Origin of the sequence: Streptomyces sp. MAR4 CNX-425, from assembly GCF_048656465.1 — a bacterium.
In the GTDB taxonomy this organism is placed as follows: Bacteria; Actinomycetota; Actinomycetes; order Streptomycetales; family Streptomycetaceae; genus Streptomyces.
Window position 1 is genome coordinate 1115619 of the sequence record NZ_JBMDLF010000001.1, and the last position, 12998, is coordinate 1128616.

The 12998-nt window shown below is 71.1% G+C and carries 13 protein-coding genes; 10 read left to right on the forward strand and 3 right to left on the reverse strand.

Translation table 11 applies throughout. The annotated features are described in order from the left end of the window. Positions 1 to 130: 130 nt before the first annotated feature. Positions 131 to 1060: a GTPase Era gene (era, locus tag ACHZ99_RS04870; protein ID WP_420303057.1), complete on the reverse strand. Its 930-nt coding sequence runs from the start codon at positions 1058 to 1060 to the stop codon at positions 131 to 133. Positions 1061 to 1397: 337 nt separating this feature from the next. Here era and ACHZ99_RS04875 point away from each other — a divergent pair, with 337 nt between their 5' ends. The 6 genes from ACHZ99_RS04875 to ACHZ99_RS04900 all read left to right on the forward strand — a co-directional run bounded on the left by ACHZ99_RS04875 (position 1398) and on the right by ACHZ99_RS04900 (position 6266). Continuing rightward, entirely contained in the window at positions 1398 to 1757 is a 360-nt protein-coding gene (locus ACHZ99_RS04875) for a hypothetical protein (protein ID WP_420303058.1), read from the forward strand. 27 nt (positions 1758 to 1784) lie between these two features. Then, entirely contained in the window at positions 1785 to 2204 is a 420-nt protein-coding gene (locus ACHZ99_RS04880) for a hypothetical protein (protein WP_420303059.1), read from the forward strand. A 311-nt stretch (positions 2205 to 2515) separates the two neighbouring features. Then, positions 2516 to 2770, forward strand: coding sequence for a DNA-binding response regulator (locus ACHZ99_RS04885; RefSeq protein WP_420303060.1), 255 nt, complete (start codon positions 2516 to 2518; stop codon positions 2768 to 2770). A gap of 81 nt (positions 2771 to 2851) precedes the next feature. Further along, the gene (locus ACHZ99_RS04890; RefSeq protein WP_420303061.1) at positions 2852 to 5197 is read left to right on the forward strand and encodes a glycoside hydrolase domain-containing protein; all 2346 of its coding nucleotides are present in this window, start codon (positions 2852 to 2854) and stop codon (positions 5195 to 5197) included. 28 nt (positions 5198 to 5225) lie between these two features. Beyond that, positions 5226 to 5576, forward strand: coding sequence for a hypothetical protein (locus ACHZ99_RS04895; RefSeq protein ID WP_420303062.1), 351 nt, complete (start codon positions 5226 to 5228; stop codon positions 5574 to 5576). 57 nt (positions 5577 to 5633) lie between these two features. Next, positions 5634 to 6266: a hypothetical protein gene (locus ACHZ99_RS04900; RefSeq protein WP_420303063.1), complete on the forward strand. Its 633-nt coding sequence runs from the start codon at positions 5634 to 5636 to the stop codon at positions 6264 to 6266. 45 nt (positions 6267 to 6311) lie between these two features. Here the strand turns inward: ACHZ99_RS04900 and ACHZ99_RS04905 are convergent, their stop codons facing one another. After that, a complete protein-coding gene (locus ACHZ99_RS04905) occupies positions 6312 to 7325 on the reverse strand; it encodes an aldo/keto reductase (RefSeq protein WP_420303064.1) in 1014 nt (337 codons plus the stop codon). A 62-nt stretch (positions 7326 to 7387) separates the two neighbouring features. On the opposite strand from ACHZ99_RS04905, the gene ACHZ99_RS04910 reads away from it, so the two are divergent. The 4 genes from ACHZ99_RS04910 to ACHZ99_RS04925 all read left to right on the forward strand — a co-directional run bounded on the left by ACHZ99_RS04910 (position 7388) and on the right by ACHZ99_RS04925 (position 11371). Next, a complete protein-coding gene (locus ACHZ99_RS04910; protein WP_420303065.1) occupies positions 7388 to 8305 on the forward strand; it encodes a LysR family transcriptional regulator in 918 nt (305 codons plus the stop codon). Between the two features lie 198 nt (positions 8306 to 8503). Continuing rightward, positions 8504 to 9556: a PhoH family protein gene (locus ACHZ99_RS04915; RefSeq protein ID WP_420303066.1), complete on the forward strand. Its 1053-nt coding sequence runs from the start codon at positions 8504 to 8506 to the stop codon at positions 9554 to 9556. Positions 9557 to 9560: 4 nt separating this feature from the next. Then, a complete protein-coding gene (ybeY, locus tag ACHZ99_RS04920) occupies positions 9561 to 10058 on the forward strand; it encodes an rRNA maturation RNase YbeY (protein WP_420303067.1) in 498 nt (165 codons plus the stop codon). After that, entirely contained in the window at positions 10055 to 11371 is a 1317-nt protein-coding gene (locus ACHZ99_RS04925; RefSeq protein ID WP_420303068.1) for a hemolysin family protein, read from the forward strand. The genes ybeY and ACHZ99_RS04925 overlap by 4 nt, the downstream gene beginning before the upstream one ends. Before the next feature lie 109 nt (positions 11372 to 11480). Here ACHZ99_RS04925 and ACHZ99_RS04930 read toward each other — a convergent pair whose 3' ends face one another. Beyond that, positions 11481 to 12989 (reverse strand): MFS transporter, encoded by a 1509-nt coding sequence (locus ACHZ99_RS04930; protein ID WP_420303069.1) that lies wholly within the window; start codon positions 12987 to 12989, stop codon positions 11481 to 11483. Between the last annotated feature and the right edge of the window lie 9 nt (positions 12990 to 12998).

Below are 12998 nucleotides of genomic sequence, written 5' to 3' on the forward strand. Positions count from 1 at the left end.
CGGGCGCGTACGGCACGGGCGTGTGCGGCCGGACTCGTACGGCACGGGCGCGGCCCGGCGCGTACGGCGGGGCCACCGGCTCGTACGGCACGCGCGCGGGACCGGTGCGCCCCCGCGCGCCCCGCCCTCCTCAGAAGCCCAGCCGGCGCAGCTTCTTCGGGTCCCGCTGCCAGTCCTTCGCGACCTTCACGTGGATGTCCAGGTACACCGGCGTGCCCAGCAGCGCCTCGATGTGCCCGCGCGCCCTGGTGCCGATCTCCCGCAGCCGCTGCCCCTTCGGCCCGATGACGATGCCCTTCTGGCTGTCCCGCTCGATGAACAGGTTGGCGTGGATGTCCAGCAGCGGCCGGTCCGCCGGCCGGTCCTCGCGCGGCTCCATCTCGTCCACCACCACCGCGATCGAGTGCGGCAGCTCGTCCCGTACGCCCTCCAGGGCCGCCTCCCGGATCAGCTCGGCGACCATCACCTGCTCCGGCTCGTCGGTCAGGTCGCCGTCCGGGTACAGCTCCGGGCCCTCCGGCAGCAGCGGCACCAGCAGGTCGGCGAGGAGGCCGACCTGCTTGTCCTCGACCGCCGAGACCGGCACCACCTCGGCCCACTCGAAGCCCAGGTCCTTCGCCATCCGGTCCACGGCCACCAGCTGGGCCGCGATCGTGTCGGGGTCGGCCAGGTCCGTCTTGGTGACGACGGCAACCTTCGGGGTGCGCCGCAGCGCGGCCAGCTCGCCCGCGATGAACCGGTCGCCGGGCCCGGTCTTCTCGTTCGCCGGTACGCAGAAGCCGATGACGTCGACCTCGGCCCAGGTGGCGCGCACCGCGTCGTTGAGCCGCTGGCCGAGGAGGGTGCGCGGCTTGTGGTAGCCGGGGGTGTCGACGAGCACGAGCTGCGCGTCGGGGCGGTGGACGATGCCGCGCACGGTGTGCCGGGTCGTCTGCGGGCGGCTGGAGGTGATGGCCACCTTCTGGCCGACCAGCGCGTTGGTCAGGGTCGACTTGCCGGCGTTGGGCCGGCCGACGAAGCAGGCGAAGCCGGAGCGGTGCCCGGTGTCAGGGGTGGTCATGGGGAGCATTCTCCCCGACCGCCGCCCCGCGCCGACCGCCGCTCCGGCCGCGGCACCCGCCGTGGCGGTACCGCGACCGCGCCGATCCGGGTCGCGGGGGTCGGGCGGCGGGGGAAAATGCGCTCGGCCGCATTCACCCGGTTCTCCGGCCGGGCCGCCAGATACCCGAAAGCTTTCGCTGCCGTACGGCAGCGGCACCATCACCGCAGAAGCCCCGCACACCATAAGGCGTGATTACGCCGATGCCGCTGGGCGCGTTGCAGACAGACGAGCCCGCTGGATAGCGTCATCGCCGTAAGAAGTCGAAAGGGACCCGATCCCGGAGCGGGCGGATCACATGAGCATCCCCAGCCACCACCCCAGAAGAACGTTTCGATTCCTTCTTCTGGCGCTCACTCCGGCACTTGTGACCGGTGTACTCGGCTGCGGCGCCCAGGAGGATAACCAATCGTCCGCGGCTCCGCAGAAACCCTCGTTGGCATCGGGTAAACCACTGGACGCAGCCATGCGGGAGAGCGCGGACCAGGGACTCGGGTTTTCACTGCACGACGTCGACAATCCGGGTGATGCCATTCATCCGGCCCACGCCCGGCGCTACAAGGTGTGCTACGTGCGGGACGCTCCGAAATTCAGCGCCGTGGACATCTATGCGGTGCGCGAAAACAAGGAGTGCCCCACAAGGACCGCCGCCCAGTAAAAGGAAAGCTCAGCCAGGAGGGAAGTAATGGTGAGAGCAAAGCTGTTCCCGTTCGCATCCTCGATCCTGCCCGCTTTGGCGCTCGTGTCACTCACGGTCGCCGGTCCGGCGCAGGCGGCTCCGACCGGAACCGGCTGCACCGACAAATCAGACGCGGGCACGGCCACGGCGAAGTTCAAGCCCTACGGAGAGCACCTCCTGGTGACGGACAACTCCAAGGACGGCCATTCGGCAATCGGCCACGTCCAAATCACGTGGGGTTCCGCAACCCACTACTGGTACTGGAACAGGGACGGCGCGGGGACCACCCGCGACGTGAACCTGAGCTACAAGGAGGGGCGGTCCATCTTTGTCGGCGCCTACACCGGGGACTGGTCCGGTTCGGCCACCAAGGGAATAGACCACTCATCCAACACCGTCATCCCCACCTGCAGGGCGACCGCGTGACGACTCCGCCCGGAAACGGTGGATCCACCGTTTCCGGGCGGTACCGGTAGAGCACCGATCCTGTTCCCGGGCGACGAGCCGGGCGGGGGCAGACAGGTCCAGGCGTCGACGTCGGCCGCAGACATCCGTTCGCAATTGCCTCTTGAGGCAACGACAGAGATCCACTCGGTTCCCGTACGAACATGTGGCGCATTCGCGCCATCCCGTAATGCACCTTTTAGCGCGGTACGCTAGGTTTAAGTCACTGTCAAGTGACAGGCGACTGCCATACGATCCAACTCCATCGCATGCGGTTGCCAATGGAGGGCAGGATGCTGGATTCCCGTCCAAAGATCGATGCCACCGGGTTGCAGATTCTCCGCCTACTCTATTTCGGATTCGACGACGCCTCCGTGGCGCGCCGGCTGGGACTCGGACATCGCACCGTACAGCGCAGGGTGCATTACCTCATGCAGGTCCTCGGGGCGAAGGGAAGAGTGGCGCTCGGCGCCCGGGCCCAGCAGTTAGGGCTCCTGACCCAGGCGGCCGATCCCGTACTGGCCGCCGACCAGAGATGCGACCGTTGAGCTCGAATCCGCCGGGGCCGAAGACGGTCCAGAATCCGCTACCGGGCAGTCCGGTGGCGACGATCGCAGGAGGAGGCCCCGATGGCCGATGAAATGGTGCGCCAGGCCCAGGAGTTCATCAACAACACGTACGGCGGCGTTCCCGGAATACCCACTGTCGAAGAGGACGGCCGAACAAAGTGGGCCGTCATGTACGCGTTAACCCGCGCCCTTCAGTACGAACTCGGCATCGACGCCCTCTCCGACAACTTCGGCCCGACGACCCTGTCCACCCTGCGGAGCAGGTATCCGGCGATCAACGCCAACGTCGCGGTCCCCCTCAACATCGTCAAGATAGTCCAGTCGGGACTGTGGTGTAAGGGCTACCCGGCGACCGGCACCGTCGGCGGCGTCGACGGGGACTTCAGCGACACCGTGGCATCCTCGGTCACCCAGATGCAGCGGGACATGGGCGTCGCCTCGGCGTACCCGGCCGGCACGCTGACCCCCAAGGTCTTCAAGGGCCTGCTGAACATGGACCCCTACGTCAGGACGGTCGGCGGCACGGACACCGTTCGCGGCATCGAGCAGTGGCTCAACGGACGCTATGTCGACAGGGCCGACTACTTCATCATCCCGTGTGACGGCCACTACTCCCGCAGCGTGCAGAAGGCCCTGATGCTGGCGATCCAGTACGAGATCGGCATGGCGGACGGCGTGGCCAACGGCAACTTCGGACCCGGCACCAAGGCTGGTCTGAAGAGCCACCCCCTGACCGTGGGGGACACCGGGGTCTGGGTGCGGCTGTTCTCCGCCGCGCTGGTGTTCAACCGCCGGTCCGGCGCAACCTTCACCAGCAGCTACTCCACCACGCTCGCCGGCACCGTCCGCACCTTCCAGGACTTCGTCAGGCTGAACGTCAACGGGAACGCGGACTATCCCACGTGGGCGTCGTTGCTGGTGTCCTACGGCGACGACACCCGCAAGGGAACTGCTTTCGACTGCGCGGACACCGTCACCTCGGCGCGCGCGAAGACCCTGTCCGACAACGGCTACAAGCTCGGCGGCCGTTACCTGACGAATGTGCCCGGCACCGACCTGGACAAGGTCATCAAGCCGGGCGAGCTGACCAGGATGGCGGCCGCGGGGATCTCCTGCTTCCCCATCTATCAGACCTCGGCCAACTACGCGGACTACTTCCATCGCGCCCAGGGGACGTCCGACGCGATCGCCGCCACCGTCGCCGCGCGGAACCACGGCTTCAAAAAGGGCACCCGGATCTACTTCGCCATCGACTACGACAACACCGACGACGAGATCACGTCCGGTCTCATCCCGCACTTCCGGGGTATCAACGAGGGCATCGTCCAGGCCGGCAACTACTACAGGGTGGGTATCTACGCCACTCGCAACGCCTGCAGCCGGGTGGCGGCCGAAGGACTGTCCGGCAGCTCGTTCGTCTCCGACATGTCCTCCGGGTACTCCGGAAACCTCGGCTTCCCGATGCCCGAGGACTGGGCCATCGACCAGATCAAGACCATCACCCTCGGCTCCGGTGACGGCCGGATCGAGATCGACAACAACATCAACTCCGGCCGGGAGGCCGGGCAGAACACCTTCGACACCCCGCCGGCCGCCGACGATCTGGACGTGAGGTTCGACTACTCCTGGGAGCAGGAGTTCTACGACTCCATCCAGGACTACCTGTCCTCGAAGGGCATCCCGCCGGAAGGCCCGCCGGAGCACTGGCACGGCTGGTACGAGCCCGCCGTGACCCCCCGGACCGTCTACACCACCCGGCAGTGCGTCGACTTCCTGCTGTCCGCGGATGAACTCATCACGTCGCTCGCCCGGATGCTGAAGATCCGCAAGACGCTGATCCAGATCCCCGCGCTGTGGGAGATGCGGCACAAGAACGACACCGAGTTCTTCGACGTCGTCGACACGCCGCTGGCCAACGACACCTTCTCCGACGCGTGCGTGTACGGCTACCACAACGGGGTCGACGGGGCACCGGACTGGGTACTGCGCTTCATCGACAAGATCGTGGAGATCAGGGACGCGTCAACCGGAGTGGGCCAGATCTTCGCGAAGTTCGCCATCGCGGCACGCAACCACGCGATCGACCTGGGTCTTCTCGACGCGTCCAAGCGTGACGCGGGCAACGACGCCCACATCTGGACCGTGTGGGAGAAGCTGCACTACAACGACGCCTACAACGTCTCCACCATCCCCTACATGCACATCTACCACGCCTCGACGATCGGTCTGAGCCGACCGGGACTGACCACCGGCGAGGCCGACACCGAGAAGCTCCTCATCCGCTACCAGGGCGCCCTCGACAACCCGGACGCCGTGGCCGAGGGCAAGAAGCGGATGGGCCTGTACCGCGTGATCGAGGACAACTACAACAAGGTGTTCCGCGAGATGTCCGCCAGGCGCCGGTAATCCCACCCCCGCAGAGTCAGCAGACAGCATGCCGAATCCCAGCGATCACGAATCGTTCAGCCTCTCACCGGCCAACCGCGTCGTCGGGCTGGTGACCGGGGCGGTGTCTGTCATCCCGGTGTTCCTCGCGGCGTTCTGGATGACCTGGGAGTGGAGTGGTCCGGGCCCGGCCCGGCAGGGCGAGGAGACCGCCGGGCTCGGCCTGGCTCTGCTCGGTTTCTGTGCCGCTGGATCGCTGGCCGCGGCCTTCGTGCTCAACGCCCTGTTCGTTCCTGCGGGCAGCCGCGGCCCACGGACGTGGCTCAAGCAGCTGGGATACCTCTGGCTACCGGTCGGCGTCTGCGGTGTCGCCGTGGCCGTCACCTCTCTCACCTCATAATCCTCCGGCAAAGGACCTGATCACATCGTGACGCAGCAGCCGAGATCACGACGGACCGTGTTGAAGCAACTGGGCGGGGTTTCGGCCGGCGCCGCCCTGGCCGCCACCGCCGGCGGCTGGCCATTACCCGCGCTGGCCGCACCCCGGCCCACGGAGGCCGCCGGCGGCCCACTGCTGTCCGCCAACGGCTGGCCGATCGCGAGCGAGGCGAACGCCGGGCAGGCGGTATGGACCCGTCCCGTCTCCGGCACAGGGTTCACGCTGGACACCCGCATCGGCCGTGCCGAGACCGTGCTGGTGCACGTGGTACGCCGCTGGCACTACGAGATCGAAACCCTCCGCGACGGCGAGGTCACCGGCTGGACCCCGATCGGCCGGCTGGACGCGGACTCTCCGGAGTCGAACCTCGCCTCCGGGACCGCGGTCGCGATCCGCCCCGGTGCGTACCCCAGGGGCACCCGGGGCAACCTGCTGGGCTGGCAGGAGAGGACCGTGCGGGACATCCTCGCCGACTGCGACGGCCTCGTCCGCTGGGGCGGGGACGACGAGGTGCCCTACGAGGCGCTCTTCTACCTCGACACCCCGCTGCCGCGGGACAGCGGACACCCGGCTGCCGGTGGCGAGCTGGCCGGACTGGAGTCCAGGATCCGCGGCTGGAACGCCGCCCCCGGCCGCGGCGCGGGCCGGTGAGGGAACGGTCCGCCGGCCCTCCCCGGCCGCGCGCCGCCCGCGGTCCTACGCGCCGTCCAGCAGCCGCGCCCCGCCCTCCGGGGCCAGCCCGGCGAGGATTCCGTCGATCCGCGCCAGGGTGTCGGCGTGCAGCTCGACGCGGGCCGCCGCCACGTTCTCCTCGATGTGCGCCGGCGTCCGGCTGCCCGGGATCGGCACGACGTGGTCGTTCTGGTGCAGCAGCCAGGCCAGCGCCAGCTGCCCCGGCGTGAGCCCCAGGTCGGCGGCGACGGCGCGCAGCGGCGCGAAGCGGTCGTGGTTGGCCTTCAGGTGCGCCGCGTCGAAGGCGCCGATGTGGCGGCGGAAGTCGCCCTCGGCCACGTCGGTCACGGCGCCGGTGAGGAAGCCCGTACCCAGCGGCCCCCACGCGACGACGCCCACGCCCAGCTCGCGCGCGGCGGCGTGCAGCTCCGGGTCGACCGGCGTCCACATCGACCACTGCGCCTGCACCGCCGCCACCGGGTGCACGGCGTGGGCGCGGCGCAGCTGCTCGGCGGTGACGTTGGACAGGCCCAGGTGGCGGACCTTGCCGGCGGCGACCAGCTCGGCCATGGCGCCCACGGTGTCCTCGATGGGCACGGCCGGGTCGGGGAAGTGCACGTAGTAGAGGTCGATGCGGTCGGTGTTCAGGTTGCGCAGGGAGCTTTCGGCGTAGCCGCGCACGTACCGCGGCTCGGCGTTGACGGTCAGGTTGCCGAAGGCGTAGCCGACGGGGTGCGCCCGCCCCTCGGCGCCCTCGGGGAGGCTCAGCCCGAACTTCGTGGCCACCACCGCCTCGTCCCGCCGGCCGGCGAGGGCCCGGCCGATCAGGCGCTCGTTGTGGCCGTCGGGGCCGTAGGCGTCGGAGCTGTCGACGTGGGTGGCGCCGGCGTCCAGCGCGGCCCGTACGGCGGCGACGCCGCGGTCGTCGTCGGTCTCGCCGTACACGCCGGGCGAGAGCACCATCGCGCCGTAGCCGATGGCCGGGGTTTCGAGGGGGCCGAGGGTACGTACCGGAACTGTGTGCGAAAACGTCGTCATGCCCGCAAGCCTCCGCGGAATGGCCTGGCGGCGTCCAAGACCTACGGCTATAACCGGTGGCTATGGACGTCCACGTACGCGATCTGCGCTATTTCGCCGCGGTCGCGGAGGAGCTGAGCTTCACCCGCGCCGCCGAGCGGCTCTACGTCTCCCAGCCCGCCCTGTCCAAGCAGATCAGGGCGCTGGAGCGGCAGCTCGGCTTCCCGCTCTTCGAGCGGCTGCCGCGCGCGATCGCCCTCACCCCGCAGGGCGCGGCGCTGCTGCCGGCGGCCCGGGAGCTGGCCGCGGGCTGGGCGGAGGCGGTACGGGCCGCGCGGACGGCCGGGCCCGCGGAGTCGCTGGCGGTGGGCATGCAGACGGCGGTGGGGCGGGACCTCCAGCGGGAGGTGCTGAGCCGGTTCCGGGAGCGCGGCTGGCGGGTCTCGCTGCGGCTGGTGAACTGGGAGGACCCCACCGCCGGGCTCGCCGGCGGGGACGTGGACGCGGCGTTCTGCTGGCTGCCGGTGCCGGGGGTGGGCGCGGAGCTGACCGCGAAGGTCCTCGTACGGGAGAACCGCTGGGTGGCGCTGCCGCGGGGGCACCGCCTCGCGGGGCGGGCGGCGCTGGACTTCGCCGAGCTGCTGGACGAGCCGTTCGTGGCGCTGCCGCGGTCGGCGGGGCCGCTGCGGGAGTTCTGGCTCGGCACGGCGGAGCGCGGCGGGCGGGAGCCGGTGGTGGGGCTGGAGGCGTCGTCGCCGGAGGAGGTGTTCGAGGCGGTGGGCGCGGGGCTGGGCGTGGCGCTGCTGGCGGAGGGCAACGCGCGGCTGTACCCGCGGCCGGAGGTCGTGTCCGTACCGGTGCGGGGGCTGGCGCCGTGCGAGCTGGCGCTGGTGTGGCGGGCGGGTGACCGGCGGCGGGAGGTGGCGGAGTTCGCGGCGGCGTTCCGGGCGGCGCCGCCGCCGGCGGCGGGACCGCGGGCGGGCACCGAGGTACCGCGGTAGGCCCTGACCAGGGCCCCACACGTCTGGCGTACCGTCGTGGAAACTCACTGGCCACAGCCGCACCCCACCCCGTTACGATGGCGTGAGGGCCTGCGCGAGGAGCAGGCGCCGGGACCCCGGGCGTGGTCCGTCCGGCGGGCCCTCGTCCAGTCACGCGAGCGAAGAAGTGGGATGAGACTCAGGCCCGAGGGCCGGCCCATGACACAGACACCCGTAAGCCGCAGCCCCGAAGAGGGGCAGGCCCGCGCACACATCAGCATCCCGGCGAAGCACCCCATGGTGACCGTGCTGGGTTCCGGGGACTCCCTCCTGCGGGTCATCGAGAAGGCGTTCCCCGGCACCGACATCCACGTCCGGGGCAACGAGGTCAGCGCCGTCGGCGCCCCCGAGGAAGTGGCCCTCGTCCAGCGGCTCTTCGACGAGATGCTGCTCGTCCTGCGCACCGGAGCCCCCATGACGGAGGACGCGGTGGAGCGGACGATCGCCATGCTCAAGTCCGACCGCGACGACGAGGCCGGCGGCCACCACGCCCCCTCCGAGGTCCTCACGCAGAACATCCTGTCGAACCGCGGCAAGACGATCCGCCCGAAGACCCTCAACCAGAAGCGCTACGTCGACGCCATCGACAAGCACACCATCGTCTTCGGCATCGGCCCCGCCGGCACCGGCAAGACCTACCTCGCCATGGCCAAGGCGGTGCAGGCCCTGCAGTCCAAGCAGGTCAACCGCATCATCCTGACCCGCCCCGCGGTCGAGGCCGGCGAGCGGCTCGGCTTCCTGCCCGGCACGCTGTACGAGAAGATCGACCCGTATCTGCGCCCGCTGTACGACGCCCTGCACGACATGCTGGACCCGGACTCGATCCCGCGCCTGATGGCGGCCGGGACGATCGAGGTGGCGCCCCTGGCGTACATGAGGGGCCGCTCCCTGAACGACGCGTTCATCATCCTCGACGAGGCGCAGAACACGAACCCCGAGCAGATGAAGATGTTCCTCACCCGGCTCGGGTTCAACTCGAAGATCGTCGTCACCGGCGACATCACCCAGGTCGACCTGCCCGGCGGCACGCGGAGCGGGCTGCGCCAGGTGCAGGGCATCCTGGACGGCGTGCAGGACGTGCACTTCTCCACGCTGACCAGCCAGGACGTCGTCCGGCACAAGCTGGTGAGCCGGATCGTCGAGGCGTACGACAAGTACGACGTCAGAAGCGGCGACGGCAGCGGCGGCGACGACAGGAACGGCAAGGCGTAGACCCGTGTCCGTCGAGGTCAACAACGAGTCCGGGGTCGAGGCGGACGAGGAGTCCGTGCTCGCCATCGCCCGGTACGCGCTGGCGCGGATGCGCATCCACCCGCTGTCCGAGCTGTCCGTCATCCTCGTCGACCCTGCCGCGATGGAGCAGCTGCACGTGCAGTGGATGGACGAGCCGGGGCCGACGGACGTGATGTCGTTCCCCATGGACGAGCTGCGCCCGCCCGCCAAGGACGACGAGGAGCCCGTGCAGGGGCTCCTCGGCGACATCGTCCTGTGTCCCGACGTCGCCCGCCGGCAGGGCGCCGCGGCGCCCACCGGGCACTCCATGGACGAGGAGCTCCAGCTGCTCACCGTCCACGGGGTGCTGCACCTCCTCGGCTACGAGCACGAGGACGCCGCGGAGAAGGCCGAGATGTTCGGCCTGCAGAAGGCGATCGTCGACGGCTGGCGCGCCGAGCGCGGCGCGACCGGCCCGTCGCCGGCGCCCACCGAGCGATGACCGCCCGGCTGATCGCCGCGGCGGTCCTGCTCGTCGGCGGCGGCTGGCTGGCGTCCTGCGCGGAGACGGCGCTCGCCCGTACGACGCGGATCGCCGCCGAGGACGCGGTACGGGCCGGGCGGCGCGGCTCGGCGAAACTGCTGGCGGTGACGTCCGACCCGGTGCGCTACCTGAACGTGGCGCTGCTGGCGCGGGTGGGCTGCGAGATGGCCGCGGGGGCGCTGGTCACGTACGGCTGCCTGCGCCACTTCGACCGCACCTGGGAGGCGTTGACGGTCGCGATCGCCGCGATGGTCCTCGTCTCGTACGTCGCGATCGGGGTCTCGCCGCGCACCATCGGGCGGCAGCACCCGGAGGTGACGGCGACGGCCGCCGCGTACGTGCTGCTGCCGCTGGCGCGCGTGATGGGGCCGGTGCCGCGGCTGCTGATCCTCCTCGGCAACGCGCTGACCCCCGGCAAGGGCTTCCGCCAGGGCCCGTTCGCCTCGGAGGCGGAGCTGCGCGCGATGGTCGACCTGGCGGAGAAGGAGTCGCTGATCGAGGACGACGAGCGGCGCATGGTCCACTCGGTCTTCGAACTCGGCGACACCCTGGTGCGCGAGGTGATGGTGCCGCGGACGGACGTGGTGACCATCGAGCGGTACAAGACCCTCCGGCAGGCGCTGACGCTGGCGCTGCGCTCGGGCTTCTCGCGGATCCCGGTGACCGGCGAGAGCGAGGACGACGTCGTCGGCGTGGTGTATCTGAAGGACCTGGCGCGGAAGGTGCACATCAGCCGGGAGGCGGAGTCGGAGCTGGTGTCGACCGCGATGCGGCCGGCGGCGTTCGTACCCGACACGAAGAAGGCCGCGGACATGCTGCGCGAGATGCAGCGGCAGCGGATCCACGTGGCCGTCGTCATCGACGAGTACGGCTCGACGGCGGGCATCGTGACGATCGAGGACATCCTGGAGGAGATCGTCGGCGAGATCACCGACGAGTACGACCGGGAGCTGCCGCCCGTGGCGGAGCTGGGCGACGGCCGCTACCGCGTGACGGCCCGGCTGGACATCGGCGACCTGGGCGAGCTGTACGACCTGGAGCTGGACGACGAGGACGTGGAGACGGTCGGCGGGCTGCTGGCGAAGCAGCTGGGGCGGGTGCCGATCGCCGGGGCGACGGCGGAGGTCGACGTGACGCACGACGGGTCCGACCCGGGGCTGCGGGCGCTGCGGCTGACGGCGGAGTCGCCGGCGGGGCGGCGGAACAAGATCGTGACGGTGCTGGTGGAGCCGGTGCGGGTGGTGGCGGAGGAGGCCGGGGACGGGGCGTAGCCGCGGGGCCGGCCCGTACGGCGCGGGCGTCCTCCGGGCCCGTACGGCGCGTGGGCGCGCGGGCCCGGCGCGTTCCGCCCGCCGGGCCCGCCCCCCCTCCTCCCCCCCGCTACGCCGCCGCGCGTGCGGCCCCGCGCCGCAGGCCCGCCGCGACCAGCAGCGCCACCGCGACCAGCACCGCCGCGTCCGCCGCCAGACCCAGCCGCAGCCCGTCGAGCAGCCCGCTCCGGCTCGCCGCCAGCGCGCTGAGCAGCGGAATGCCGACGGTCAGGCCGAGCTGCTGGGCGCTGGTGACGACGCCGGTGGCGAGGCCCTGCCGCTCGTTCGGCACCCCGGAGGTCACGGTCAGCCCGTACGCCACGATGGCCCACAGGTGGAAGAACGCGGCGACCGCGCCGAGGACGGTGACCAGCCACAGGCCCGCCGACGAGTCGCCGATCAGCACCAGCGGCGCGGTGGTCACACCCTGCGCCAGCAGCCCCGCCCGGAGCGTGCGGTGGGCGCCCCAGCGGGCCACCAGCCGCGGCGCGACACTGCCGCCGGCGGCGGCGGTCAGGCCCATGACGCCGAAGACCAGCCCGGTGCCGAGCGCGCTGACGCCGCGGATCTCCTGAAGGTAGAGGGTGCAGAGGAAGACGACCGAACTCATCATCGAGAACGTGGCCAGCCCGCCCAGCGCGCCCCACGCCACGGTCGGGCGGCGCAGCAGCGGCAGCGACACCAGCGGCTCGGCGGTCCTCGCCTCGATCGCCGCGAACGCGACGAGCAGCGCGGCACCCACGACGAGGGTGACCGGCACGTCGGGACGGCCGAAGCCGTGCTCGGCGGCGGTGGACAGGGCGTAGATCACCGCGAGCAGGCCGCCGGTGACGGTGACGGCACCGGGAACGTCGAGCCGGGGACGGCGCTCCGGGCGGCTCTCGGCCAGCACACCGGGCGCCACGGCCAGCACGGCGACGGCGGCGACGGCGAGCAGCGCCATCGTCGAGCGCCAGCCGAACGCCTCGGTGAGAACGCCGCCGAGGAGCATCCCGGCGGTAAAGCCCAGCGCCATGATGCTGCCCATGATGGACAGCGCCCGGGAGCGCTGCGGGCCCTCCGGGAAACCGGTGGTCAGCAAGGCCATGCCGGTGGGGACGAGAGCGGCGGCGCCGAGGCCCTGAAGGGCGCGGCCCGCCAGGAAGGACGCGGGGTTCCAGGCGAAGGTGGCGAGGGCGGACGCGACGGCGAAGACGGCGAGGCCGGAAAGAAAGAGCCGGCGGCGGCCGTAGAGGTCGCCGATGCGGCCGAAGAGGAGCAGGAAGCCGCCGGAGGGCAGGGCGAAGGCGGTGACGGCCCACTGCAGGCTGGCCTGACCGAGGCCGAGGTCGGCGCCCAGTTCGGGGAGGGCGACGTTGAGGATGGAGAAGTCGAGCGCGACCATGAACTGGGACGCGCAGAGGACGAAGAGCACCAGCCGGGCGCGCCGGGTGAGCCGGACGGGGGCGTCGGCCGGGCCGGCCGGGCTGGCCGGGGACGCGGCGGGCGCGGCGCCGCCCGGGTCGGCGGAGGCCGCCTGGTCGCCGGCGGCGGGGGACGCCTGGTCGCCGGCGGCGGGGGTCGTGGTCTCGGATGACATGGGAACAGG

What these genes read in the sequence shown, in the direction of transcription:
- ACHZ99_RS04885 (WP_420303060.1), top strand. Translation starts at nt 2,516, where the DNA reads ATGCTGGATTCCCGTCCAAAGATCGATGCCACCGGGTTGCAGATTCTC.
- era (WP_420303057.1), bottom strand. Translation starts at nt 1,060, where the DNA reads ATGACCACCCCTGACACCGGGCACCGCTCCGGCTTCGCCTGCTTCGTC.
- ACHZ99_RS04915 (WP_420303066.1), top strand. Translation starts at nt 8,504, where the DNA reads ATGACACAGACACCCGTAAGCCGCAGCCCCGAAGAGGGGCAGGCCCGC.
- ACHZ99_RS04895 (WP_420303062.1), top strand. Translation starts at nt 5,226, where the DNA reads ATGCCGAATCCCAGCGATCACGAATCGTTCAGCCTCTCACCGGCCAAC.
- ACHZ99_RS04890 (WP_420303061.1), top strand. Translation starts at nt 2,852, where the DNA reads ATGGCCGATGAAATGGTGCGCCAGGCCCAGGAGTTCATCAACAACACG.
- ACHZ99_RS04930 (WP_420303069.1), bottom strand. Translation starts at nt 12,989, where the DNA reads ATGTCATCCGAGACCACGACCCCCGCCGCCGGCGACCAGGCGTCCCCC.
- ACHZ99_RS04880 (WP_420303059.1), top strand. Translation starts at nt 1,785, where the DNA reads ATGGTGAGAGCAAAGCTGTTCCCGTTCGCATCCTCGATCCTGCCCGCT.
- ACHZ99_RS04875 (WP_420303058.1), top strand. Translation starts at nt 1,398, where the DNA reads ATGAGCATCCCCAGCCACCACCCCAGAAGAACGTTTCGATTCCTTCTT.
- ACHZ99_RS04910 (WP_420303065.1), top strand. Translation starts at nt 7,388, where the DNA reads ATGGACGTCCACGTACGCGATCTGCGCTATTTCGCCGCGGTCGCGGAG.
- ACHZ99_RS04905 (WP_420303064.1), bottom strand. Translation starts at nt 7,325, where the DNA reads ATGACGACGTTTTCGCACACAGTTCCGGTACGTACCCTCGGCCCCCTC.
- ACHZ99_RS04925 (WP_420303068.1), top strand. Translation starts at nt 10,055, where the DNA reads ATGACCGCCCGGCTGATCGCCGCGGCGGTCCTGCTCGTCGGCGGCGGC.